The organism is Pseudarthrobacter sp. BRE9 (genome assembly GCF_031844305.1).
Lineage (GTDB): Bacteria > Actinomycetota > Actinomycetes > Actinomycetales > Micrococcaceae > Arthrobacter.
In genome coordinates this window covers 16,074-40,420 of the sequence record NZ_JAUZUY010000011.1, presented here as the reverse complement: position 1 = coordinate 40,420, position 24,347 = coordinate 16,074, and the positions used below count along the sequence as shown (strand labels likewise).

Annotated in this window: 24 protein-coding genes; 14 read left to right on the top strand and 10 right to left on the bottom strand. The window is 66.0% G+C overall.

All coding sequences use genetic code 11. The features are described 5' to 3' along the window. The first annotated feature begins 31 nt into the window (after window positions 1-31). Window positions 32-868 carry an alpha/beta hydrolase gene (locus tag Q9R31_RS17605; protein ID WP_311264000.1) on the top strand — a complete coding sequence of 279 codons (837 nt, stop codon included), beginning with the start codon at window positions 32-34 and terminating at the stop codon, window positions 866-868. Between the two features lie 63 nt (window positions 869-931). On the opposite strand, the gene Q9R31_RS17600 is transcribed toward Q9R31_RS17605, so the two are convergent. Then, the gene (locus tag Q9R31_RS17600) at window positions 932-1,675 is read right to left on the bottom strand and encodes a GAF and ANTAR domain-containing protein (RefSeq protein WP_311263999.1); all 744 of its coding nucleotides are present in this window, start codon (window positions 1,673-1,675) and stop codon (window positions 932-934) included. 295 nt (window positions 1,676-1,970) lie between these two features. On the opposite strand from Q9R31_RS17600, the gene Q9R31_RS17595 reads away from it, so the two are divergent. The 4 genes from Q9R31_RS17595 (at window position 1,971) to Q9R31_RS17580 (ending at window position 6,355) form a co-directional block, all read left to right on the top strand. Next, on the top strand, window positions 1,971-2,582 hold the full coding sequence (locus tag Q9R31_RS17595) for an adenylate kinase (RefSeq protein ID WP_311263998.1): 612 nt from the start codon (window positions 1,971-1,973) through the stop codon (window positions 2,580-2,582). Between the two features lie 26 nt (window positions 2,583-2,608). Then, the gene (locus Q9R31_RS17590; RefSeq protein ID WP_311263997.1) at window positions 2,609-3,487 is read left to right on the top strand and encodes an NAD(P)-dependent oxidoreductase; all 879 of its coding nucleotides are present in this window, start codon (window positions 2,609-2,611) and stop codon (window positions 3,485-3,487) included. A gap of 82 nt (window positions 3,488-3,569) precedes the next feature. Continuing rightward, complete coding sequence (locus tag Q9R31_RS17585) at window positions 3,570-5,459, top strand: S8 family serine peptidase (RefSeq protein WP_311263996.1); 1,890 nt, start codon at window positions 3,570-3,572, stop codon at window positions 5,457-5,459. A 98-nt stretch (window positions 5,460-5,557) separates the two neighbouring features. Next, a complete protein-coding gene (locus tag Q9R31_RS17580) occupies window positions 5,558-6,355 on the top strand; it encodes a phosphatase PAP2 family protein (RefSeq protein ID WP_311263995.1) in 798 nt (265 codons plus the stop codon). A gap of 53 nt (window positions 6,356-6,408) precedes the next feature. Here the strand turns inward: Q9R31_RS17580 and Q9R31_RS17575 are convergent, their stop codons facing one another. After that, on the bottom strand, window positions 6,409-6,726 hold the full coding sequence (locus Q9R31_RS17575; protein ID WP_311263994.1) for a MerR family transcriptional regulator: 318 nt from the start codon (window positions 6,724-6,726) through the stop codon (window positions 6,409-6,411). Between the two features lie 145 nt (window positions 6,727-6,871). On the opposite strand from Q9R31_RS17575, the gene Q9R31_RS17570 reads away from it, so the two are divergent. The 4 genes from Q9R31_RS17570 to Q9R31_RS17555 all read left to right on the top strand — a co-directional run bounded on the left by Q9R31_RS17570 (window position 6,872) and on the right by Q9R31_RS17555 (window position 9,873). Further along, window positions 6,872-7,297, top strand: coding sequence for an HSP20 family small heat-shock protein (locus Q9R31_RS17570; protein WP_311264106.1), 426 nt, complete (start codon window positions 6,872-6,874; stop codon window positions 7,295-7,297). Window positions 7,298-7,363: 66 nt separating this feature from the next. Next, window positions 7,364-7,741: a J domain-containing protein gene (locus Q9R31_RS17565; RefSeq protein WP_311263993.1), complete on the top strand. Its 378-nt coding sequence runs from the start codon at window positions 7,364-7,366 to the stop codon at window positions 7,739-7,741. 39 nt (window positions 7,742-7,780) lie between these two features. Further along, window positions 7,781-8,158 (top strand): hypothetical protein, encoded by a 378-nt coding sequence (locus Q9R31_RS17560; RefSeq protein ID WP_311263992.1) that lies wholly within the window; start codon window positions 7,781-7,783, stop codon window positions 8,156-8,158. Window positions 8,159-8,253: 95 nt separating this feature from the next. Beyond that, complete coding sequence (locus Q9R31_RS17555; protein ID WP_311263991.1) at window positions 8,254-9,873, top strand: family 1 glycosylhydrolase; 1,620 nt, start codon at window positions 8,254-8,256, stop codon at window positions 9,871-9,873. A 12-nt stretch (window positions 9,874-9,885) separates the two neighbouring features. Here Q9R31_RS17555 and Q9R31_RS17550 read toward each other — a convergent pair whose 3' ends face one another. After that, window positions 9,886-10,998 carry a phosphatase domain-containing protein gene (locus Q9R31_RS17550; RefSeq protein ID WP_311263990.1) on the bottom strand — a complete coding sequence of 371 codons (1,113 nt, stop codon included), beginning with the start codon at window positions 10,996-10,998 and terminating at the stop codon, window positions 9,886-9,888. Between the two features lie 32 nt (window positions 10,999-11,030). Continuing rightward, window positions 11,031-11,762, bottom strand: a complete 732-nt coding sequence (locus tag Q9R31_RS17545) for a DUF72 domain-containing protein (protein WP_311263989.1) — start codon at window positions 11,760-11,762, stop codon at window positions 11,031-11,033. Window positions 11,763-11,808: 46 nt separating this feature from the next. Here Q9R31_RS17545 and Q9R31_RS17540 point away from each other — a divergent pair, with 46 nt between their 5' ends. The 3 genes from Q9R31_RS17540 (at window position 11,809) to Q9R31_RS17530 (ending at window position 14,753) form a co-directional block, all read left to right on the top strand. Then, window positions 11,809-13,635: a glycoside hydrolase family 15 protein gene (locus Q9R31_RS17540; RefSeq protein WP_311263988.1), complete on the top strand. Its 1,827-nt coding sequence runs from the start codon at window positions 11,809-11,811 to the stop codon at window positions 13,633-13,635. 114 nt (window positions 13,636-13,749) lie between these two features. Next, window positions 13,750-14,040, top strand: a complete 291-nt coding sequence (locus Q9R31_RS17535) for a hypothetical protein (protein ID WP_311263987.1) — start codon at window positions 13,750-13,752, stop codon at window positions 14,038-14,040. Beyond that, window positions 14,040-14,753, top strand: coding sequence for an HAD family hydrolase (locus Q9R31_RS17530; protein ID WP_311263986.1), 714 nt, complete (start codon window positions 14,040-14,042; stop codon window positions 14,751-14,753). The genes Q9R31_RS17535 and Q9R31_RS17530 overlap by 1 nt, the downstream gene beginning before the upstream one ends. A 45-nt stretch (window positions 14,754-14,798) precedes the next feature. Here Q9R31_RS17530 and Q9R31_RS17525 read toward each other — a convergent pair whose 3' ends face one another. Further along, window positions 14,799-15,047, bottom strand: a complete 249-nt coding sequence (locus tag Q9R31_RS17525) for a hypothetical protein (protein WP_311263985.1) — start codon at window positions 15,045-15,047, stop codon at window positions 14,799-14,801. 193 nt (window positions 15,048-15,240) lie between these two features. On the opposite strand from Q9R31_RS17525, the gene Q9R31_RS17520 reads away from it, so the two are divergent. Further along, window positions 15,241-16,422 (top strand): zinc-dependent alcohol dehydrogenase, encoded by a 1,182-nt coding sequence (locus tag Q9R31_RS17520; RefSeq protein WP_311263984.1) that lies wholly within the window; start codon window positions 15,241-15,243, stop codon window positions 16,420-16,422. A gap of 67 nt (window positions 16,423-16,489) precedes the next feature. On the opposite strand, the gene Q9R31_RS17515 is transcribed toward Q9R31_RS17520, so the two are convergent. The 4 genes from Q9R31_RS17515 to Q9R31_RS17500 are packed head-to-tail and all read right to left on the bottom strand — an operon-like array spanning window position 16,490 to window position 21,674. After that, the gene (locus Q9R31_RS17515) at window positions 16,490-17,302 is read right to left on the bottom strand and encodes a bifunctional allantoicase/(S)-ureidoglycine aminohydrolase (RefSeq protein ID WP_311263983.1); all 813 of its coding nucleotides are present in this window, start codon (window positions 17,300-17,302) and stop codon (window positions 16,490-16,492) included. 15 nt (window positions 17,303-17,317) lie between these two features. Beyond that, a complete protein-coding gene (locus Q9R31_RS17510) occupies window positions 17,318-18,595 on the bottom strand; it encodes a DUF6986 family protein (RefSeq protein WP_311263982.1) in 1,278 nt (425 codons plus the stop codon). A gap of 3 nt (window positions 18,596-18,598) precedes the next feature. Further along, entirely contained in the window at window positions 18,599-20,197 is a 1,599-nt protein-coding gene (aceB, locus tag Q9R31_RS17505) for a malate synthase A (RefSeq protein WP_311263981.1), read from the bottom strand. Between the two features lie 37 nt (window positions 20,198-20,234). Further along, complete coding sequence (locus Q9R31_RS17500) at window positions 20,235-21,674, bottom strand: NAD-dependent malic enzyme (protein ID WP_311263980.1); 1,440 nt, start codon at window positions 21,672-21,674, stop codon at window positions 20,235-20,237. A gap of 221 nt (window positions 21,675-21,895) precedes the next feature. Between Q9R31_RS17500 and Q9R31_RS17495 the strand changes: the two genes are divergently transcribed. Then, the gene (locus Q9R31_RS17495; protein WP_311263979.1) at window positions 21,896-22,651 is read left to right on the top strand and encodes an IclR family transcriptional regulator; all 756 of its coding nucleotides are present in this window, start codon (window positions 21,896-21,898) and stop codon (window positions 22,649-22,651) included. Window positions 22,652-22,740: 89 nt separating this feature from the next. On the opposite strand, the gene Q9R31_RS17490 is transcribed toward Q9R31_RS17495, so the two are convergent. Then, on the bottom strand, window positions 22,741-24,264 hold the full coding sequence (locus Q9R31_RS17490; protein WP_311263978.1) for a nucleobase:cation symporter-2 family protein: 1,524 nt from the start codon (window positions 24,262-24,264) through the stop codon (window positions 22,741-22,743). Window positions 24,265-24,347: the final 83 nt, after the last annotated feature.

Sequence of the window (24,347 nt, the reverse complement as noted above, 5' to 3'; positions counted from 1 at the left end):
CTCCGATCAGCCTCGAAAGGAATTTGCCTCCATGGCTTTCATCACCGTAGGTACCGAGAACAGCACCGACATCGCGCTCTACTACGAGGACCACGGCTCCGGCCAGCCCGTCGTGCTGATCCATGGGTACCCGCTGGACGGATCATCCTGGGAAAAGCAGACCACCGCCCTCCTTGATGCCGGATACCGCGTCATCACTTATGACCGCCGGGGCTTCGGCAAATCCAGCAAACCCGCCGAGGGCTACGACTACGACACCTTCGCCGCAGACCTCAACACCCTGCTCACTACCCTGGACCTGAACGATGTGGTGCTGGTGGGCTTCTCCATGGGCACCGGCGAAGTGGGCCGCTACCTTGGCACCTACGGCTCAGCCCGGGTGGCCCGCGCCGCGTTCCTGGGTTCCCTGGAGCCGTTCCTGCTCAAGACCGATGACAACGCCGACGGCGTCCCGCAGGACGTGTTCGACGGGCTCAAGGAAGCCGTCACGACCGACCCCTACGCGTTCCTGAGCGACTTCTTCAAGAACTTCTATAACTCAGATACCTTCCTGGGCACCCCGCGCCTCAGCCAGCAGGCCGTCAACGCCAGCTGGAACGTGGCCGCCGGAGCGGGGGCCGCCGCCTTGGTTGCCGCCCAGCAGACCTGGCTTACGGACTTCCGCCAGGACATCCCCAAGATCGATGTTCCGGCCCTGATCCTGCACGGCACCGCTGACAACATCCTGCCCATCGATTCCACCGGCAGGCTGTTCGCCAAGGCCCTGCCGGCCGCTGAGTACGTGGAAATCGAGGGCGCCCCGCACGGCCTGCTGTGGACCCATGGCGCCGAGGTCAACGAAGCCCTGCTGGGTTTCCTTTCGAAGTAGGACCGGCACAACGTCCGACGGCGGCAGGAGGCCGCCGTCGGACGGCCGCACCAGTTTGTATGACTAGCCGTCGTAGTGTGTCCTGGCCGGCCCCTGGCCCAGGGCGTTGACGACGGCGGCGGCCACGTCATGCAGCTTGGTGTTGCGTGTGCTGGAAGCCGTCTTCAGGATCTCGAACGCGTCCTGCTGGCTGCACCGGTTCTGCGCCATGATGATGCCGACGGCCATGTCAATCACCGTGCGGGACTCCAGGGTGGCCCGAAGGTTCGCGGCCGTTTCGCTGTAGTGCGCAAACCGCACCGCAAGGCGGAGCGCCAGCGAGGTCTGGCTGACGAAATCTTCGGCGAACTTCAGCACCCGGCCTTCGAACCGGTGCGGGCGGCGGGAGTACAGCAGCAGCGACGCCTTTGTTTCCCCCTCAAGCCGGAACGGAACCGCCGCAACGGAGCAGATCCCTTCTGCAATCGCGGCGGCAGCGTACTCCGGCCAGCGGCCATCCGCGCTGAGGTCCGGAGCGTGGACAATCTCCTGGGCAGTGGAAGCCGTCAGCCCCGGGGTCTCGGCGAACAGGTGCTCAAGCCGTCCGATGAACTTTGCGTCATGGCTGCTGCTGGCCACCGTGGCGGCCTTCCGCTGCCGGAGGAGCGTGATGGCGCACAGTATTTCGTCGCCCGGTTCCGAGAGGTTGCGTGCGGAGACTTGTGCCAGTTCATTAAGGAAGTCCTCAACGTCGGAGCTGTTGAGGACTAGTTCATGCAGGTGCTCGGTAATCGATGTATCAGTTTTTGCTGTTGACTCGCTGGCCACGGTTTTCTGGTGCCATTCGTTCAGGTCAAAACGAGCCGGCAACACGCGAACGCCCCGCAACTGGGTGGGGGAGCCGGTGATGGTCGCTGGATCGACGAACTTTCCAACGGCCTGCTGCTAAACCGATAACCAGAAGTATATACATTCCCGGGCCGCCCACAGCGTCATATCCACCGCCGTGGAACGGGGTGAAGGCTGGCGCAGGGCAGGCATGACCGGCACAATGAAGCAGGCGCCGGTGCGGTGCGGGCCGGGCCTGGGACCAGTGGCTGCCCAGCGGCGGAGGGACAGGAACATGACCAGGCTGCTCATTATTGGCCCGCCGGGGTCAGGCAAGGGGACCCAGGCCGCACACCTGGCGCGGCATTTCCGGGTCCCGGCCGTTTCCACCGGGGACATATTCCGCAGCAACGTCAGCGAACGGACCGAACTGGGGAACCAGGCAGCCAGGTACCTCGATGGCGGCCATTTCGTACCCGACCACCTCACCAACGCGCTGGTCAAGGACCGCCTCCTCGAAGGGGATGCGATGAACGGGTTCCTGCTGGATGGCTATCCGCGGACAGCGCAGCAGGCAACGGAACTCGACCGGATGCTCGCGGCGCAGGGGCACGTCCTGGACGCCGTCATCGAGCTGCAGGCTCCCGATTCGGAACTGGAGCAGCGGATGCACCGCCGCGCCCTGGAACAGGGGCGCACGGATGACACCATTGATGTTTTTCGGCGCCGGCTGGAGCTCTACCACCGGCAGACGCATGAAGTAATCTCGGTGTACGCGGGCCGGGGCATTCTTGTGTCCGTCGACGGCAGCGGGGATCCGGGCGGGATTACCGCACTGGCGATCGCCGCCGTCGAAAAGTTCCTTGCAGCCCCGCGGCCCCGTCTTGACCGACACACCGCACGGTGAACGCACTCGAGCAGAAGGAAACAGTGATGAGAATTGCCGTTACAGGCGGAAGCGGAAAACTGGGGCGGCACGTGGTGCGCCGGTTGACCGACGACGGCCATCAGGTCCTCACCCTGGACCGGGCCGGCGCCCGCAGCCCGGAACTGCTGGTGGTGGACCTGCGCAACTACGGCCAGGTGGTGGACGCGCTGCTGGGCGTTGATGACCGGCACAACGGGTTCGACGCCGTGGTGCACCTGGGTGCCATTCCCGCCCCGGGCATCCTTCCGGACGCAGCCACCTTCGAGAACAACATGCTGTCCACCTACAACGTCTTCCAGGCGGCGCGGCGCGCCGGCATAAAGAAGGTGGTGTACGCCTCCAGCGAGACCGTGCTGGGACTGCCGTTCGACATCGACCCGCCCTACATTCCCGTGGACGAGGAATACCCGCCGCGGCCCGAAAGCACCTACTCCCTGGTGAAGCGCCTTGAGGAGCAGATGGCGGTGGAGATGACACGGTGGGACCCGGAACTGAGCATCACGGGCCTGCGGTTCTCCAACGTCATGGACGAGGCCGACTACGCAAAATTCCCGTCCTTCGACCCGGACGCGACGCTGCGGAAATGGAACCTGTGGGGCTACATCGACGGCAGGGACGGCGCACAGGCCGTGGTGCGGGCGCTGGAGAACGCCAAGCCCGGGTTCGAGGCCTTCATTATCGCCAACGCGGACACGGTCATGAGCCGGTCGAGCGCCAGCCTGGCGGCCGAGGTCTTTCCCGGTGTCAAGGTCACCAAGGAACTGGGTGAGCACGAAACGATGCTGTCCATCGACAAGGCGCGCCGCCTGCTCGGTTTCGAGCCCGAGCACAGTTGGCGGAACCACGTCACGGCCGCCTCCGGCACCGGAGCAAGCAAGGAATAGTTGCCGGTCCGCAGGAACCGCCAAAGGTTGGCGAAGGATCATCCAAGGAGCCGGAAGCCGTGCGCTTCCGGCTCCTATCCTGTTGGTACAGCCAACCCAAACCCGCCTCCTGAAGGACCCCAAAATCCGTACCCGATTCTTCGTGTTGCCCGCCCTCACGGCGCTGCTCTCCGCCGTCGTCCTCTCCACGGCGTCCCTGCCGGCGGCCGCTGCTCCTGCCCCCGTAGCCCCGGGCCCCGCCGGCGGAGCCGGCAACGCGGCCGGCCGGTACCTCGTCCAGTACGCCGCCACCGCCGACGTCGCAGCCGAGGTGTCCGGACTGCGTGGCCAGGGCCTCGCCGTCGGCCGCACCTTTGAGCACGCCATCCGCGGCGCCGTCGTCACCGCCAACCCGGCCCAGGCGGCAGCCCTCGCCAAGTCCGGCAAGGTGCTGTCCGTGGAGCCCGACGCCCCCGTCAGGATTTCCGGAACCGAACAGCCCGCCCCCTGGGGCCTGGACCGCGCCGACCAGCGATCCCTTCCCCTCTCCGGTTCCTACTCCTGGACCGCCGCCGGCGCCGGCGTGACCGCTTACGTGGTGGACACGGGCATCCTCGCCTCGCACACCGATTTCGGCGGCCGGGTGGGGGCAGGCTGGACCGCCGTCGCGGACGGCAACGGCACCACCGACTGCAACGGCCACGGCACCCATGTGGCCGGAACCGTGGCGGGCGCCACATACGGCGTGGCCAAGAGTGCCACCCTGGTGCCCGTCCGTGTGCTCGATTGCGCGGGGTCCGGCTATAACTCGGACGTGGTGGCCGGCCTTGACTGGATCGCGGCGAACCACGCCGCGGGAACGCCCGCCGTGGCCAACCTCAGCCTCGGCGGAGCGGCCAGCACCACGGTGGACGCCGCCATCCAGGCGGTCCTGAACGACGGCGTCACCGCCGTGGTTGCTGCCGGAAACTCCGCCGTGGACGCCTGCACCGCTTCGCCCGCCCGCGTCCCAGGGGCCGTCACGGTGGCAGCCAGCGACTCCGGCGACAAGCAGGCATCGTTCTCCAACTTCGGGACCTGCGTGGACCTTTATGCTCCCGGCGTGGGCATCACCTCGGACTACTACACCTCCACCACCGCCACGGCATCCATGTCCGGAACCTCCATGGCCGCGCCGCACACCGCCGGAGCAGCCGCGGTTCTGCTGTCGCAGAACCCTGCCCTCACGCCGGCCGACGTGGCTGCCGCACTGGTGTCCAACGCCACTCCTGGAGTAATTGCCGGGGCCTCCACGGGAACCCCGAACCGGCTGCTGTACACGGGTGCCCCTGCGCCCGCACCCGCTCCTGCTCCTGCACCCACTGTCACGTCCGTTTCGCCGGCCGCCAAGGCGACGGCAGTCGCATCAGGGGCGAACGTCACGGCCACCTTCAGTGCTTCGGTACAGGGCGTGTCCGCCGGAACCTTCATGCTCCGGAACGCGGCGGGCAGCAGCATCGCCGCCACCGTCACGTACAACACCGCCACCATGACCGCCACCCTCGACCCCGCAGCAAACCTTGCCGCCGACACCAGCTACACGGCCACCCTGACAGGCGGATCCTCGGCCATCCACGACACCGCGGGCACCCCGCTGGCCTCCACCAGCTGGACGTTCACAACGGGCCCCGTACCCACCGTCACCAGCTACTCGCCAGGCAGCAACGCCCTCCTGGTCCGCAGGAGCAGCAACATCAGCGCCACCTTCAGCGAGGCAGTCCAGGGCGTCGGCACCACCACGTTCACCCTGAAAAACTCCGCCACCGGCGCAGCGGTGGCAGCAACGGCCTACCGCAACGGCACTACCAACCAGTGGATCCTCGACCCCCAGGAGCCCCTGGCCGCCAAGACCCGCTACACCGTGACCATGACCGGCGGGGCCGGCGGCATCCGGGACCTGGCCGGCAACCCCCTCGCAGGCAGGAGCTGGCAGTTCACCACCGGCTCGCTTTGAGCGCATGATGGAGTCAATGGCCCGTCCCCGGGATAATCTTCACCCTAGGCATTCATCACGGCACGCGTCTTCCGCGGCGCAGGGACGGGCAGCACACATTGGCACAGAAATCAGCAGGTTCCGAAGTTTCTGAACGAAGCGCCGGCAGGTGGCACGCCTTCCACGAGAAGTTCGTGGTGGAGGAACGCTACCTGGACCCTGCCGACCGGCGCAGTCTTTACCGGGCGTCGATGATCCTGGCGGTGGTGGGGCTGGCACTCTTCATTGCCACCCTGATCAGCGTCGTGCAGGCCGACGGACTCTCCGCTGCCGACACTCCCGTCCATGACTGGCTGTTGACCACCCGTTCAGCCGCCGTCACTGCCATCATGATCTTCCTGGCGGTGTTCTTCGGCCCCATTGCACTGCCCATCATCGTGCTGGTGGTGATCGTTGTTTGGGGATTCGCGGCCAAGCACGCCTGGCGCCCCATCCTGCTCGCGTCCGCGATGCTGACCGGCGTGATCATTTCGCAGATCATCCTCCACATCGTCCAGCGCTCCCGGCCGCCTGTGGATCAGATGCTGTTCGGCGCGGACCAGACTTTCTCGTTCCCGTCCGGGCACGTCCTGGGAGCCTGCGACTTCCTGCTGGTGGGCACCTACCTGATCTTCTCCCGGCGCCGGAACCCGCGGGCAGCAGTGTTCGGATTCATCGGGGCCGGAATCGGGATCATCCTTGCTATCGTCAGCAGGTTGTACCTCGGCTATCACTGGACCACCGATGCACTCGCGTCGTTCTCCTTGTCGCTGCTGATCCTGGGTGGGGTCATCGCGCTTGATACCTGGCGGACGGCCAGGATCCCGGGGGAACCAATCACGGGAGAGCTGTCAAAAGCGGAATCCCCCCGGGAATAGGCCTTTCCGGGTGCGGGCCGGGAAGACCAGCTCGCCAAACTAAAAGGGCTGGCTCACTGCGGCCGCGACCTGGCCCGCTTGAGCGCCCGGTGCAGCTTCACATTGGCTGCCTCCAGCTCCAGGACCTTGGCAACACCTGCCAAGTTCAACCCCTCCTGGAGGAGCTCCCCGATCCGCAGCAGCACCGCGATATCGTCGTCGCTGTACTGGCGCGTGCCGCCCGCCGTCCGTGAGGGCGTCAGCAGCCCCTTGGTTTCGTACAGCCTGATGTTCTGCTGCCCGGTTCCGGTGAGTTCCGCCGCCACCGAGATGGCGTACCGGGCCCGTGAACCGGGGGTGCGGGCCGCCCGTCCTGCAACAGGATCTGCCATTACTTCTCCCAAAAATCGCTGTGCCGGGTGCCTTGCTTCAGTTTCCCACGAGTGCTATAAAAAATCTATATTCACCACCATAGATTATGTGGAATGGGTGGATAGTGGCAGATCAAACATCTGGAAGCTGAAGGAGTGGGAAATGATGTTGATGCGGACGGATCCGTTCCGCGAGTTGGACCGGCTCACGCAGCAGGTCTTTGGAACCGCTTCCCGCCCGGCGGCCATGCCCATGGACGCCTGGCAGGAAGACGGGGAATTCGTGGTGGCATTCGACCTCCCCGGTGTGAAGGTGGATTCCCTGGACCTGAATGTTGAACGCAACGTCCTTACCGTGCGGGCCGAGCGCCAGGACCCCACGCAGCCCAATGTGGAGCTCGTGGCCTCTGAGCGTCCCCGCGGTGTGTTCAGCCGCCAGTTGATCCTGGGCGACACCCTGGATACCGACAAGATCAAGGCAAGCTATGAGCAGGGCGTCCTAACCCTGCGGATTCCCGTTGCCGAGAAGGCCAAGCCGCGCAGGATCGAGATCCAGACCCCACAGGGCGAGATGCAGCAGATCAACAGCTAGGACCGTGCTTTCGCGCCGGCTCCCCTGCCCGCAGCGGCAGGGGAGCCGGCGAAACAGGAGGCAGGAATGACTGAGCTCCCCGACTACTACTCGATCCTGGGGATAGGCCGGGATGCCGGCCGGCAGGAAATCTCCCGCGCGTACCGCGCCCTCATGCGCAGCCACCATCCGGACATGGACGGCGGCCTGGCCTATGGGGACACGGGAACGACGGGGGATGCGCCTGCCGGGAAGGGCAATTCCGCGCGCGGGGACGAACTCCTCAGCATCATGCAGGCGTTCAACGTGCTGCATGATCCCGTGCGCCGCGCCGAGTACGACAGGAAGCTGGCGGCAGAGGCGCCCACCATCATTCCGGTCCGGAAAGTCCACAGCCATGGCGGGCCGTCCGGACCCCCCATCCGCGTGACCCCGGTGCGATGGGAAAGCGGGCCCTGGTCCTGAGCCGGGCGGGGCCCATTCATCCAAGGAGGCGAAAACTGCATGAGCGAATGGCGGCGCTACGATTCACACCTCATTCCTGCATTCCATGAGCGCTTTGAGCAGCGGTGGGGTGCTGGAACCGCGCCTTTCCTGGACCCGGAGGCGCACGAACAGCCGCTGCCGCGGGCGCAGTGGATCAACCCCGCCACGGGTGCTGCGCTGGCGGTGGTCCCGGTCTGGACCGCGGACGAGCGGCAGCAGCGTTCCTTCGGCGTCTTCTACCTCCCGCCGGCCGGGGACATCTGGGTCCTGCGGCCCGGCTTCACCGGCTACCTGGAGCCGTCCGACGGAGACACGGAACACCTGGTGACCCTGCGCAATGATGCCTTCCGCAAGGCAGTGGCCCACGCCAAGGAATTCCTTTTCGGTTCGCAGTAGTTACCGGCGCCGGGGCGGAGTTGCTGCTCGTCAGCCGACCTTCGCTGTGCAATCCTGAGACGTACCCTGACTCCCGTGACTCAAAGGCTGGCCCAATGCACATCTCCGCCAAGGACCTCGCAGCGCTCATCCCTCCGGGGTTCACGCTTGGCGTCGCAACCGCAGCATTCCAGATCGAAGGAGCGCTGGACGAGGACGGCAGGGGACCCGCGGGCTGGGACAGGTTCGCTGCCAGGCACGGTGCAATCGTTGAGGACCACAGCCCGGTGGTGGCCACCGACCATTACCACCGGATGCCGCAGGACGTGGCCCTCCTGAAGCAGCTTGGCGTGGACTCCTACCGGTTCTCCTTTTCCTGGCCGCGCATCCAGCCGGGCGGTACCGGCCCGGCCAACCGCGCGGGCATGGCGTTCTACGACCGGCTCCTGGATGAGCTCCTGGCCAACGGGATCTCGCCCATGGCCACCATTTACCACTGGGACACGCCCCTGGAACTGGACGAGGCGGGCGGCTGGATGAACCGGGACACCGCCTACCGGCTGGGAGAGTACGCCGCGCTCGTGGCGGACGCGTTCGGGGACCGGGTTGCCCGCTGGGTCACCATCAATGAACCGGCAACCGTGAGCGCCAACGGCTACGCATTTGGGCTGCACTCGCCTGGAAAGGAGCTGGCCCTCGGCGCGTTCCCCACCGTCCACCACCAGTTGCTGGGCCACGGGCTCGCCGTCCAGGCGCTCCGCGCCGCGCGGGTGCCCGGCGAAATCGGCATGACCAACGTCTACTCGCCCATGGTGCCGAATTCCATCAACCCCCTGGACAGGATCAGCGCGGGACTCATGGACTTGGGACAGAACCGGCTCTACGCTGATCCCGTCCTGACGGGCAAGTACCCGGACCTCATCCGCGCGGCCAAGTTCTTCAGCTCCTTCGAACATCCCGAAGAGGACATGGAGATCATTTCCCAGCCCTTGGATTTCTATGGGCTCAACTACTACATGCCCACCAAGGTGGCGGCGGGACCCGGCGGCGGTACCGTGCCGTCAAGCATGGCGGAGGCCATGGGCAGCGACCTCAGTGCAACGGGCAGCGGCGCAACGCCGTTCCACGTCGAAACCTGGCCGGAAGCGGACATCACCGCCTATGGCTGGCCGGTGAAGCCGGAGTACATGGCGGTGGCCTTGAAGGAGATGGCGGAGCGGTACCCCAACCTGCCCCCCGTGATCATCACCGAGGGCGGCGCCAGCTTCGAGGACATCATTGTCCGGGACAAGTCCACCAACACCCGGTTCATCCCGGACGAGCGCCGGCTGAAGTACATCTCCGATCACCTGGAAACCGCGCTGCGGGCCACGGCACCCGGCGGTGTTGCCGAGTCCGTGGACCTGCGCGGCTACTACGTGTGGTCCTTCCTGGACAACTTTGAGTGGTCCGCCGGCTACAACCAGCCGTTCGGCCTCCTGCACGTGGACTTCGAAACGCTCGAGCGCACGCCCAAGGCGTCCTACTTCTGGTTCCAGGAACTCATCGAGGAACGCGACCTCGCTGCCGTTGCTGAGGTGGCCATTGCGCAGGCAGCGGTTCCGGATCTGCTGGGCGGTGAAGACCTGCTGGACAGTGCCGGCCTGGTGGACAGCGCAGACCCCCTGGACAGCGCCGGCCTGGAGGACAGTGAATTGCCCGACGACGGCGCACCCCTGGGTGCCAACGCCCAGTAACCCTGGGGCTGGCTAGCCCCGCAGCAGGTCCAGCATGGCGAGCTGCTTTGCGATGCCGGCGCCGTCGGGCGAGTAGATCCATGGCACCCGGGAGGTTGTGTGGTCACCGTCCTCCGAGTGGCCGCCGGCGAACACGGACTCGCTGACGGACAGTTGCCGGATGGCGATGGCAGCAACCTTGTCCGGGTTTTCGGTGGCAAAGGCGGAGTAGATGGCCTCGTCATGCTGTCCGTTGTCGCCGATCAGGAGCCACCGCATATCCGGAAATTCCTGGGCCAGCCGCTCCAGGTTGCGGTGCTTGTGGTCCTGGCCGCTGCGGAACCACCGGTCCTGGGTCAGGCCCCAGTCCGTCAGCAGCAGCGCGCCCTTGGGGTACATGTTGCGGGTCAGGAACCGTGCCAGGGTGGGGGCGGCGTTCCAGGGTCCGGTGGACAGGTAGATGACCGGGGCTTCGGGGTGCTCGATGGTCAGCCGGTCCAGCAGGACTGCCATCCCCGGGGTGGCCATGCGCGCCCGTTCGCTGAGCACAAAGGTGTTCCACAACGCCAGGAAGGGCCGGGGCAGGGCGGTCACCATGACGGTGTCGTCGATATCAGAGACGATGCCGAACTCCGTGCCGGGGGCGATCACCTGGATCAGTGCCTCCGCCGGCTCGGTTTCCTCGGCCCGCAGCACCGCGGTGTGCCAGCCCGGGGAAAGCTGCACGTCCACCTCGGTGTCGATCAACCCGCCCCGGTCCGCCGTGACGTGGGTGACCACATCGCCGATGGTGATTTCGACGTCGGTAAACTGCAGCGGCACCCCGGTGAAGGCGCGCCAGCCGCGGATGTTCTGGTTGCCGTTCCTGGCTTCGTGCTCCGCTTTGCTTCCCGGCAGGGCCTTCTGCGTCAGCAGTACCCGGCCCAGTACGCGCACCCGGGTGGTGGAGCCGTAGCCTTGGTAAGCGATAGTTTGGGGCACGAACTTCCAGCGCTTCGCGAGCCTGATCCGGACGTCGTTGACCGTGTCCGACACATGGTGCGCCAGCCGGAAAAACTGGCTTCCGGTAAGGGGCGTGCCGCCCCGTGTGTTCCGCCGGGGTGGGCGCGCCGTGTCCTGGGCGGGGTTCTGCGGGGCCGTGTCCATGCCACCACTCTGCCACAGGGCGGCAGCCGGCATCAGCCCTTGCCGAGGATCGCGCGCAGGGTCCAGGCGTTCCGCACCGCATTACCGCCGCCGTCGTTGTTGAAGTACGCGAAGACATCGATGCCTGCGCCGTCCCACTCACGGATCCTGTCGGCCCACCAGTGGAGGTCGGCGTCGGAGTACGAGCCCCCGTACAAGTGCTGCTGGTCGGGTCCATGCAGCCGGACATAGGCAAACGGGGCAGTGGTCCGCAGGATGCAGGGCAGGTTGGCACCGCTCATGATGCAGTAGGCCGCCTGGTGCCGCTCCAGCAGCGCAAACACCTCAGGGCAGTCCCAGCTGGGGTGCCTGAACTCCACGGCAACCCTGATCCAGGGGGGAACCGCGGCGAGGAAGTAGCCCAGCCTCGCGTCGTCGCGCTCCAGCTGGGGCGGAAGCTGGGCCAGGAGCACCGCACGCTTGTCTCCCAACTCGTGCCAGCAGCGGGTGATGCGCTCCACCCAGACTTCCGGTGAATACAGCTTGCGCGCATGGGTGAGTCCCCGGGGAGCTTTGACGGACATGCCGAATCCCGGCGGCAGGCGACTGTTCCAGCCGGCGAAGGTGGTGTCCCTGGGCCACCGGTAATAGCTGGCGTTCAGTTCCACCGTACTGAATTCGGCAACGTAGTACTGGAGCCGGTCCCGGACGGGCAGTCCGGGCGGGTACAGGACGTTCTCCCAGTGGTCGTAGCTCCAGCCGGAGGTGCCGATATGGATCGCCATCTGCCTCAGGGTACACCGCGGCATTCCCCCTTCCCTTCGGCGCCTGGTGTGGCAGGGTAATGTCATGGCGCGAATCGAAGATTATGCGGTAGTTGGCGACCTTCAAACCGGTGCCCTGGTCAGCAAGGAAGGCTCGATCGACTGGCTTTGCCTTCCGCGGTTCGATTCCCCTGCCTGCTTCAATTCGCTGCTGGACACGCCGGACTCCGGGCGCTGGCTGCTGGCGCCGGAAAGCGGGGGTGCGTGCACGCGCCGGAGCTACCGCGACGGCACCCTGGTCCTGGACACTGAGTGGGAGACGCCGGACGGAACCGTACGCGTCACGGATTTCATGCCGCCGCGTGATTCCGTGGCTGACATCGTCCGGATTGTGGAAGGCATCAGCGGCAGCGTCAAAATGCACGGTGAGCTGGTCCTGAGGTTCGACTACGGGCACATCGTTCCGTGGGTGCGCAAGGACAAGCGCGGGCTGCACGCGATCGCCGGTCCGGACGCCGTCTACCTGGTCACTCCAGCGCCACTGCATGGCGAGAACATGCATACGGTCAGCGACTTCACCGTGAAAGCCGGCGAAAAAGTGCCGTTCGTGCTGACCTGGGCGCCCAGCCATGTGGGACGCCCGGTATCGGTGGAGGCGGAAGCAGTCCTTGACAGCACTTTTGCGTTTTGGCGGGGCTGGTCCTCGCAGTGCACGGTCAAGGGGAAATACCAGGATGCCGTGGTCCGCTCCCTGGTAACGCTCAAGGCGCTCACCTACGGTCCGACCGGGGGCATCGTCGCAGCGGTCACCACGTCCCTTCCGGAGCAGCCGGGCGGCCAGCGCAACTGGGACTACCGCTACTGTTGGCTGCGGGATGCCACCATGACCCTGCAGGCACTGCTGGCTGCCGGCTACACCGCGGAGGCTGCTGCCTGGCGGGACTGGCTGCTCCGGGCCGTGGCCGGCGACCCCGCCGACCTGCAGATCATGTACGGGATCCACGGCGAGCGGCGGCTGCCGGAGATGGAACTGCCGTGGCTGAAAGGCTACGAAAACTCTGTACCGGTGCGGATCGGGAACGCGGCGGCCGAGCAGTTCCAGTTGGATGTGTGGGGTGAGGTCCTTGACTGCCTGGCGCTGACGCGGAATTCGCTGCTGAAGCACACGGACGAGGCGTGGGACGTCCAGGTTGCGCTGATGGAACACCTTGAAACCATCTGGGACCAGCCGGACAACGGGCTCTGGGAGATGCGTGGACCGCGCCGGCACTTCACCCACTCCAAGGTCATGGCCTGGGTGGCGGCGGACCGGATGGTGAAGGGCGTGCGCGAGTCAGGACTTCCGGGTCCGGTTGAACGCTGGGAGGCGCTGCGGGACCAGATCCGCCAGGACATCATGGCCAATGGCTTCGACGCGGAGCGCAATACGTTTGTCCAGTCCTACGGGCGTCCGGAGCTGGACGCCAGCCTGCTGTTGATTCCCAGGGTTGGGTTCCTGCCTCCCGATGATCCCAAGGTGGTGGGGACCATCGAAGCGATCCAGCGGGAGTTGACCCAGGACGGGTTCGTGCTGCGGTACCGGCCGGAGCAGAGCGACGACGGCCTGCCGGGCGACGAGGGCGTCTTCCTGGCCTGCTCGTTCTGGCTGGTGGAGGCACTCCTGGGGGCGGGCCGCCGCGAGGAATCGCGCGAACTCTTTGAGCGGCTGCTGGAACTGCGTAACGATGTGGGGCTGCTCAGCGAGGAATGGGCGGTGAAAGCCAAACGGCAACTGGGCAATACACCGCAGGCCTTCAGCCACTTTGCGCTTGTGACTAGCGCCCTGGAGCTGCATCAGGATACTGTTCGGCGCAGTGACACCCCCATTCCGCCTGAAGGGGCGGAAGCGCGTTGAGGCGGCGCGGAACGGGGCAGTAACTTCTCCTTCGCAGGATAGATAAGTATACTTACTAACACCTCATGGAGTGCTCCCAAGCACAGCGCCGTGATTGATGGAGGAGTGATAGTTATGGCCGGATTTTTTGAGCTCGTTGACGCACCTGACGGTGGTTACCGGATCAGGATGATGGACGGAAGCGGGAACCTGATGGCCATCTCGGTGACCTTCCCCACCAAGAGGGCCGCTGTGGCAGGCGTCGCGATGGCCCGGGAGATAGCCGGCACGGGACTGATCCGGGACAAGAGCCTGGACGGGGCCGGATCAGTGATTCGCGACCGTGTGCGTCCGGTCAGCTCTCCCAAGGAGGAGGCGGCCCGGCGGAAGAAGGCGCCGGAGGCGCGGCGGGCAGCGGTAGGCTGATGACGGATTCAACCACACCCCCTGGCGGCCCGCGCCGGGGGGTCCTCTTTGACGTTGACGGGACGCTGATCGACTCGTCCTACATCCACACCATTGCCTGGTGGGGTGCGTTCCGCCAGTACGGCCATGATGTGCCCATGGCGGCCATTCACCAACTCGTCGGCATGGGTGGCGCCCGGCTGGTGGATAATCTCCTGCCGTCAGGCCGGGACCATGACGAGGATGAGGACATCATGGCCAGCCACGGCGCCCTTTATGCCTCGCACTGGCCCTCGCTTCGCGCCCTTGACGGCGCCAAGGAACTGCTGGCCCAGTGCCATGCCGGCGGCCTGGCGGTGGCGCTGGCCTCCTCGGCGCGGGAGAGGGACCTAGAGGTCATGCGCTCGGTGCTGGACGCCGACTCCTTCATTGATGCCGCCACCAGTGCCAACGACGCGGAGGAAAGCAAGCCTGCGCCGGACATCCTGGAGGCGGCCCTGGCTGCCGTTGGCGTCGACGCCGCAAACGCCGTCTATGTCGGTGACGCAGTGTGGGACATGAAGGCAGCGGCGGCGCTGGGAATCCCCTCCATTGGAGTCACCTGCGGGGGAATCCAGGCCGGCCAGCTTCGCGACGCCGGCGCCGTGGAGGTTTACGAGGGGCCCCGCCACCTGTTGGAGAACCTGGGTTCGAGTGCCATCGGCCGGCTGCTTGCGCTCCAGCCGAACCGCTGACGGCACCGAGGCCCGCGGCGGTCCGGCCCCAACGGCCGGCGGCGGTCACAGGGGCTGGCCGCCGGGAACAGATTCCTCATCGCCGGCGATTGCCGGCTTAATCCACGACACCACGACCTTCACCGAGCCGTCGTCGTTCCGCTCGATGTCCGTGGCCACCTCGGAGGCTGGTGCGCCCATTTCCGCAATCCGCGTGCGGTAGCTGCTGGCCAGTTCCGCCAGGCTTTCTTCCGTCCATTCTCCGGGACGCATGCGGGTGGAGATCTCGACCGGTTCCGGCTGGTACAGCGACATGGCGTTCCTCTTTCAGGTGGTCTTCTGCTCTGCCCTTCCTACGCTAGAAGCACTCGACGGCGGCCACAAGGTTTTCATCAGCATGCTTACTTTTTTCGGGTAAAACCGATAGCGTCGAAGAAAGGGTGCCTGCCGGCGCCCTGGCCAGCGCTCCGGAGAGACCCCGGGGGCAAGACAGAGCGAAAGGGAGACTGTGAAAGCACTGACGTGGCAAGGAAAACGATCGGTAAGCGTGGAAGAAGTACCCGATCCCGTCATCCAGGAACCGACGGATGCGATTGTCCGGATCACCTCCACCGCTATCTGCGGCTCCGACCTCCACCTCTATGAAGTCCTGGGGCCGTACATGCACAAGGGGGATGTCATCGGCCATGAACCCATGGGCATCGTGGAGGAAGTGGGAAGCGGCGTTACCAATCTCCGCAAGGGCGACCGCGTAGTGGTCCCCTTCAACATCGCGTGCGGCTCCTGCTACATGTGCAAGCAGGGCCTGCAGTCCCAGTGCGAAACCACCCAGGTCAAGGAGAAGGGGTCCGGCGCGGCACTCTTTGGCTACTCCGAGCTGTACGGGTCCGTTCCCGGCGGGCAGGCCGAATACCTGCGGGTTCCGCACGCCGACTATGGTCCCGTCAAGGTCGGCGCTGAGCTGCCGGATGAGAGGTACCTGTTCCTCTCCGATATCCTGCCCACGGCATGGCAGGCCGTGGAATACGCGGACGTCCCGGCAGGCGGCACCCTTGCCGTGTTCGGCCTGGGACCCGTTGGCCAGTTCACCGGCCGCATCGGCGTGCACCGCGGTTTCAGGGTGATCGGTATCGACCCCGTCCCCGAACGGCGCGCCATGGCGGCGCGGCACGGCGTGGAGACGCTGGACTACAGCAAGACCATCGGGGACGAACTCCGGGAGATGACCGGTGGCCGCGGCCCGGACGCAGTAGTGGACGCCGTCGGCATGGAAGCCCATGGTTCCCCGGTGGCAGGATTTGCCCACCAGGCACTGGGACTGCTGCCGGACAAGCTGGCGCAGAAGGCGATGGAGACCGGCGGAGTGGACCGGTTGGCGGCGCTGCATGCCTCCGTTGACGCGGTGCGCCGCGGCGGCACGCTGTCCCTGAGCGGAGTGTATGGCGGCACGGCCAGCCCCATGCCGATGCTGACCATGTTCGACAAGCAGCTGCAGGTGCGCATGGGGCAGTGCAACGTGCGGCGCTGGACGGATGCCATCCTTCCGCTCGTGGAGGACGACGCCGACCCGCTGGGCGTCATGGACCTGGTCACCCACCGCTCCGGCCTGGAGGGTGCGCCCGCCCTGTACGAGAAGTTCCAGAAGAAGGAAGACGGCTGCATCAAGGTGGTCCTCAACCCGGCGGCCTGAGCCCATGTAGGTAGCGGTAACTGTCGTTTTGGGCCTCCAAAACGACAGTTACTGCTACCCAGTTGGGCTAGGTGAGCTTCACCTGGCGGTTCATGTCCTTGTACAGCAGGTAGCGGAATTCGCCGGGGCCGCCGGCGTAGCAGGCCTGCGGGCAGAAGGCGCGCAGCCACATGAAGTCCCCGGCCTCCACCTCCACCCAGTCGTTGTTCAGCAGGTACATGGCCTTGCCCTCCAGGACATACAGGCCGTGTTCCATCACGTGGGTTTCCGGGAACGGGATCACGCCGCCGGGCTGGAACGTCACGATATTCACCTGCATGTCGTGGGCCAGGTCGCTGGATTCCGTGAAGCGGGTGGTCTTCCAGGCACCGTCGGTGTCCGGCATCGCCGTAGGTTCCACGTCCTTTTCATTCGTGACGAAGGACTTCGCCTCATACCCCTCAAGGCGTTCGTAGGCTTTGCGGATCCAGTGAAAGGACACAACGTCGCTGGAAACGTTCTCCACGCCCCACTCAGAACCGGCGGCCAGGTAGGCGTAGCCGCCTTCCTCCAGCTGGTGGAGTTCGCCGTCCAGGGTGAGGTTGACCTTGCCGCGGGTCACAAAAATGACGCCTTCAACGCCGGCTTCGAATTCGGCCTTGGGGGCGCCGCCGCCCGGGCCGATCTCCACGATCAGCTGTGAGAACGTGGTGGCGAAGCCCGAGATGGGGCGGGCGATGATCCAGGAGCGGGTGTTCGAAAAGCCCGGCAGGTTGGACGTGACGATGTCCGTCATCACGCCCTTCGGGATCACCGTGTACGCCTCGGTGACTATGGCCCGCTCGGTGGTCAGGTGGGTCTGCGGCGGCAGCCCGCCGGTGGGGGAGTAGTACTTGCCCATAAAAACGATCCTTAGCTAGGAGTTGGAAGTGGTGGCGAGCCGCGGGTGGGCCAGTCCGGTCAGTTGCGGAATCCCGACGCCGGCCAGCGCCTGGACTTCCTCGGCACCCACTGCGCCGCACTGGACGCCGCGCAGGACGAACGCTGCCAGGGCGCGGGCCGTGGCGGGCTCATCCATGACGCCGCCTTCGGTCTGCTCCACGTAGTTCCGCAAGCGGGCCGCGGCGGCGGGAAGGCCCTGCCGGTAGAAGGCGTAGGTGGCGGCGAAGCGGCTGGGCAGCTGGGCCGGGTGAAGGTCCCAGCCCTGGTAGTAGCCGCGCTCCAGCGACCGCCGGACCAGCCGGCCGTGCAGCTGCCAGGCGTTTTCCACGTTGTCGCCCACGGGGATGATGTTGGTGGATCCGTCGGAGAGCCGGATGCCCGTACCGGCCACGGCCAGCTGCATGACTTCCTTGGCGAAGTCCGCCACCGGGTGCTCCATGGACTGGTATTCGGCCGAGATCTGCAGTGACGCAGAGTAGTCGTACGTGCCGTAGTGCAGGCCGCTGATCCGGCCGGGGACGGCGTGCGGCAGCTGCGCCACCGGCGAGGTTCCTTCCGGCCCCAGGATCAGCTGCGGGGTTTCCACCTGCACCTCGAAGCGGAGCCTGCCGGCCGGGAGCGAGTGCACTTCCTCAAGCCGGGAAACGGCGTAGTCCATGGCCTTGACCTGGGCCACGGTGGTCACCTTGGGCAGCGTCAGGACCAGGCCCTCCGGCAGCTCGCCCGCCGCGGCCAGGCCCGAAACGAACAGGTCCAGCGTCCGCAGCCCGCGGGACCGCGTGGCCGCCTCGAAGCACTTGAAGCGGATCCCGATGAACGGGGGAGCGGACCCGGCCGCGACTGCGGCGGCCACAGCGGAAGCCGCAGCAACCGCGGCTGCGTCCTCGGCGTCGTCGCCCCTGTCCCCGAACCCGTCCTCAAAATCGAGCCGCAGGTCCTCGATCGGTTCGCTGGCCAGCTTGGCTTCCACCCGCGGGGCAACAGCCTCCGCCAGCGCGGCGTCCTGGCCCAGCAAGCCACCGAGCTTTTCCAGCCCGCCGTGGGCGTTGACCGTTGCCAGTGCCTCGGCGCCCCAGTCGGCAGCGAACGACGGCGTGAACCGGTCCGCGGGCACGTACACCGTATGAACGGGCTGGCGTGAGCCGTCGTCGCCCGGGTAGTTCTGCTCCAGCAGGCGGTCCGTGCCGGCCAGTTGCCCGTCGATGTTCGCCAGGTCCGCGGCGGTCAGGGACGGTTTGGGTGATGCTGCCATGGCTTAACCCACCAGTTCGTAGGCCGGGGTGGTGAGGAAGTCGGTGTAGTCCTCGGACAGGCAGATGTCAGCGATCAGTTCGCTGGCGGGCTGGTAGTAGCGGCGGAAGGCTTCGTCGCCGAACTCGGTGCAGAGCCGCTCGGTTTCCTCGCCCAGGATTCGTTCCACCAGTTCGCGGGTGACGGTGTTGCCGGTATCCGCGAGGACCGACTTGTTACGGATCTGCTGCCAGACCTGCGAGCGGGAGATTTCCGCGGTGGCGGCGTCCTCCATCAGGTTATGGATCGCCACGGCACCGTTGCCGGACAGCCAGACGGCCGTGTAGGCAATGGCCACGTACAGGTTCAGGCGCAGCCCGGCTTCGGTGACTTGGCCCTCGGCGGAGGTGACGTCCAGCAGCTGCTCCGCGGTCACGTTGACCTCGGGGCGCTGCTTGTCCAGCTGGTTCGGCTTGTCGCCGAGCACCGAGTCAAAGACCTCACGGCAGGTGGGGACCAGATCCGGGTGTGCCACCCAGGAGCCGTCGAAGCCGTCATTTGCCTCACGGGTCTTGTCGGCGCGGACCTTTTCGAAGGCCGCCTCGGTCACTTCGGGGTGGCGCCGGTTGGGGATCACGGCCGCCATGCCGCCCATGGCGAAGGCGCCGCGCTTGTGGCAGGTCTTGACCAGCAGTTCGGTGTAGGCGCGCATGAAGGGGGCGGTCATGGCCACCGAGGCGCGGTCCGGGAGGACGAACTCCTCGCCGGCGTCGCGGAAGTACTTGATGATGCTGAACAGGTAGTCCCAGCGGCCGGCGTTCAGGCCGGAGGCGTGGTCCCGCAGTTCGTACAGGATCTCGTCCATCTCGAACGCGGCCGGGATGGTCTCGATCAGCACGGTGGCGCGGATAGTGCCCTGGTGCAGGCCCAGGTAGTCCTGGGCAAAGACGAACACGTCGTTCCACAGCCGCGCCTCGAGGTGGCTCTCCATCTTGGGCAGGTAATAGTACGGTCCCTGCCCGTTGAGCACCAGCTGCTTGGCGATGTGGAAGAAGTGCAGGCCGAAGTCCACCAGTGCACCCACGGCGGGTTCGCCGTTGAGCAGCAGGTGCTTCTCCTGCATGTGCCAGCCTCGGGGGCGGGCCACCACGACGGCGAGCGGCGCGTCGGTGCGGAGCCTGTACTCCTTGCCTTCCGCCGAGGTGTAGCTGAGGGTGCCCTGGGCGGCGTCCCGGAGGTTCAGGATGGCGTCGATGACGTTGCCCCAGGTGGGGGTGCTGGCATCCTCCAGGTCCGCGAGCCACACTTTGGCGCCGGAGTTCAGTGCGTTGATGGCCATCTTTGCCGGGGAGGCGGGCCCGGTCATCTCCACCCGGCGGTCCTGCAAAGCCGCCGGTGCCGGCGCGACTTTCCAGTCGCCGTCGCGCACGTCCTGCGTCTCCGGCAGGAAATCCAGCTTGCCGGTCTCAGCCACGCGCTGCCGCTTGACGGCACGCGCTGCCAGGAGCTCGTTGCGGGTGCCGGCGAAGCGGGTGTGGAGCTCCTCGATGAAGGCCAGGGCCTTGGGGGTGAGGATTTCCTCCGCGCGCTCGATGGGCCGGGGGTCTGTGACAGTGATGGCCATTTCTGGTCCTTTCCTTGTACTGAAGTCAGGCGGTGAATCAGGCGCTGGCCAGGGCGGCTTCGAGTTCCTTGGCTGCGGCCGCGGTTGCCACGTTGGCGGCGTGGGCGGCCGCTGCCACGGCTGCGGCAACGTCGGCAGCCACGTGGGGATCGAAGACGCTGGGGATAATGTAGCTGGCATTGAGCTCATCGTCAGCCACGCGGTTGGCGATCGCCTCCGCGGCGGCCACCAGCATCTCCGGGGTGATGTCCGAGGCTCCGGCGTCGAGCAGGCCGCGGAAGAATCCCGGGAAAGCCAGCACGTTGTTGATCTGGTTGGGGAAGTCGCTGCGGCCGGTGGCCACCACGGCGGCGTGCCGGGAGGCGATGACCGGATCGATTTCCGGCGTCGGGTTGGCCATGGCGAACACAATGGCGTTCTCTGCCATCGAGGCCACCTGCTCCTCGCCGATCACGTGCGGGGCGCTGACGCCGATGAACACGTCGGCGCCGGCGAGGGCCTCGTGCAGCGTGCCCGCGAAGCCTTCCTCATTGGTGTTCGCGGCGATCCAGCTGCGGTGCTCGTCCCCGTAGGTCTCTCCTGCGTGGATGGCCCCGGAGCGGCCGGCGGCGATGATGTGCTGCGCCCCCTGGGCCTTCAGGAGCTGGATGATCGCGGAGCCGGCAGCGCCCACGCCCGACACCACGATCTTTACCTCGTCCAGCTTCTTGTCCACCACGCGCAATGCGTTGACCAGGGCTGCCAGGGTGACGATCGCGGTGCCGTGCTGGTCGTCGTGGAACACCGGGATATCCAGTTCCTCGCGGAGCCGGTTCTCGATCTCGAAGCAGCGCGGGGCGGCGATGTCCTCGAGGTTGATGCCGCCGTAGACGGGGGCCATGGCCTTGGCGATCATGATGATCTCCTCGGTGTCCTGGGTATCCAGGCACACGGGCCAGGCGTCAACGTTGGCGAACTGCTTGAACAGGGCCGCTTTGCCCTCCATGACCGGCAGCGCCGCTGCCGGGCCGATGTTGCCCAGGCCCAGGACAGCGGAACCGTCGGTGAGGACAGCGATGGTGTTGCGCTTTACGGTCAGGTTGCGGGCTGCCGCGGGGTCCTCGGCGATGGCCAGGCAGACGCGGGCGACGCCGGGAGTGTAGGCGCGGGAGAGATCGTCGCGGTTGCGCAGGGCTACCTTGGGGACCACCTCCAGCTTGCCGCCCAGGTGCATGAGGAAGGTGCGGTCCGAGACGTGCTGGACCGTGACGCCGTCGAGCGCGTTGAGGGCGTCCTTGACGCGGGCGGCGTGTTCGTCGTCGGTGGTGTTGCAGGTGACGTCCACAACCAGCGTCTCGTGGTGGGATTCGCTGACGTCCAGTGCGGTGATGGCGGCACCGGCCGCTCCCACGGCTGCGGCGAGCTCGCTGGTGGCACTGAAGCTGGACGGTGCTTCCACGCGCAAAGTAATCGAATTTCCGGGGCTGGGGTTCGCCATTGAATGTCCTCCTGTTAAGCCTTGACCGGCTGCTGCTTCGAATCCGAATGTTTTCGTATTATGGATATTATTATCTACTTTATGGAAAGACAACCCCTCCGATTGCGACCGAAGACCAACGTCGCCGCGGAAACCCCCGTGCTGTATCTTGGGTGTTCTAAGCAACTCTTTTCACGATGCGGATAAGAGTTGTCGGATTCCGAGCCGTAGGAGACAACGGAATGGCAGAAAAAGCCTCTGGTGGGGTGCAGTCGGTAGAGCGCGTTTTCGAACTGCTGGAGCTCATCACCGATGCCGGCGGCGACGTCACGCTCAGCGAGCTCTCGTCCTCCACTGACCTGCCGTTGCCCACCATCCACCGCCTGCTCCGCACCCTGGTATCGCTCGGCTACATCCGCCAGTTGCCCAACCGGCGCTACGCCCTGGGTCCCCGGCTCATCAGGCTGGGCGAGGGTGCCAACAAGCAGCTCGGCGCGCTGGCCCAGCCGCAGCTGAAGATCCTGGTGGACCGGCTCGGGGAGACCTCCAACATGGCCGTGCTTGATTCGGACATGGTGATCTACGTGGCCCAGGTGCCGTCCCTGCATTCCATGCGCATGTTCACCGAGGTGGGCCGGCGCGCCCACACCCATGCCACCGGCGTGGGCAAGGCCATCCTGGCCCAGCTCGACGACGACGCGGTCCGCGGCATCGTCGCCAGGGCGGGGATGCCCACCCCCACCGCCAAGAGCATCGGCGACGTGGACGAACTCCTGGCCGACCTCAAGCTCATCCGCGAGCGGGGCTACTCCATTGATGAGGAAGAGCAGGAACTGGGCGTCCGCTGTTTCGCCATGGCAGTGCCCAATGCCCCTACGCCCAGCGCGATTTCGGTATCCGGTCCGGTGTCCCGGGTGGACGGGGACTTCGCCGACAAGGCCGTGCCCGTGCTCCGCGAAGCGGCCGAGGCCATCTCCCGCGAGCTCAACCGCACCTGACGCACCAGCCCTGTACGGGCTGCGCCAACCACGCGCGACGGCGGCCCCTCCTTGTCGGAGCGGGCCGCCGTTATGGTTTCGGTGGAAGATCAGTGCTCCGGCGCCTTTTCGGCTGGCTGGACTGTCCCTGATTCCTGGACGGGGACTTCCTTGCCGTCGCAGTCGATGAGCCTGCCATTCTCGAAACGGTCGCCTTCGGCCAGGCAGCGGAGGTCCTCGGCCCGCACCAGCCGCTCCGTGCCGGCCACGAACACCGACTGGTTGTCTGAGTTTCCGGCCCGAAGGTGGTTGAACAGCAGGTTCAGCAGGATGGCCATCACGGCGGCGGAGCTGATGCCGGAGTGGAAGATGGTGCCGAACCAGGACGGGAACTTGTCGTAGAAGGCGGGGGCTGCGATGGGGATCATGCCGAAACCGATGGACGCTGCCACCACGATCAGGTTCATGTTGTTCTTGTAGTCCACCTTGGACAGGGTCCGGATGCCGCTGGCTGCCACCGTGCCGAAGAGTACGACGCCGGCGCCGCCCAGGACAGGTGTGGGTACCGCTGCGACTACCCGGCCCAGGACGGGCAGCAGGCCGAGGACCACCAGGATTACGCCGCCGGCGCTGACCACGAACCGGCTCTTGACGCCAGTGATGGCCACCAGGCCGACGTTCTGCGCGAAGGCGCTCTGGGTGAAGGAGTTGAAGAGCGGGGAGACGGCGCTGGAGAGCATGTCCGCCCGCAGGCCGTTGCCGATCCGCTTGGAGTCCACCTTGGTGCCCACGATCTCGCCCACCGCGATGATGTCCGCGGAGGTCTCGGTAAGGGTGACGAGGATGACGATCAGCATGGAGATGATGGCGGCCAATTCAAACGTGGGCGCTCCGAAGGCGAAGGGGGTGGGGAAGGCGACGATCTCGCCCTGGCCCACCTTGGAGAAGTCGGCCATGCCGAAGACGACAGCGATCAGTGTGCCCAGGACCATGGCCAGCAGGATTGAAAGCCTTGAGATGGCGGCGCTGCCGACCTTGCTCAGGAGCAGGACGATGCCCATGGTGGCTGCTGCCAGGCCGATGTTGGCGACGCTGCCGTAGTTGGGGGCCTTGTTGTTGCCGCCCATGGCCCAGTTGGCGGCGACCGGCATCAGTGTGAGGCCGATGGTGGTGATCACCGTGCCCGTAACGACGGGCGGAAAGAACCTGATGATCTTGGAGAACAGTGGCGTGATCAGCAGGCCGATCAGGGAGGCTGCGATGACTGAACCGAAGACAGCCTGGATTCCCCCGCCGCCATGGACGATGGCCACCATGGTGGAGACCCCGGCGAAGGAGACGCCCTGGACCAGCGGCAGCTGCGAGCCGAAGAAGGGGACGCCCACGGTCTGCAGGATGGTGGCGAGTCCACCAACGAAAAGGCAGGCCGCAATGAGCAGTCCGATGTCCTGGGAGTTCATTCCCGCGGCTGCGCCGATGATCAGGGGAGGGGCAATAATGCCTCCGTACATGGTGAGGACGTGCTGGAAGCCGTAGGCAAACATGCTTCCGATGGGGAGGCGCTGGTCCTCGGGGCGGGAAGGCCGTGCACCTTTTTCGGCGGCTGCAGGGGCCAGTTTCTTCTTGGTGTTCATGGCAGACTTTCTTGGTTCATGGCAGACGTCATCGTCTGGCTAACTGGTGTCTGGCTAACAAGGTGAAGCTGTGGGGTGGCCTC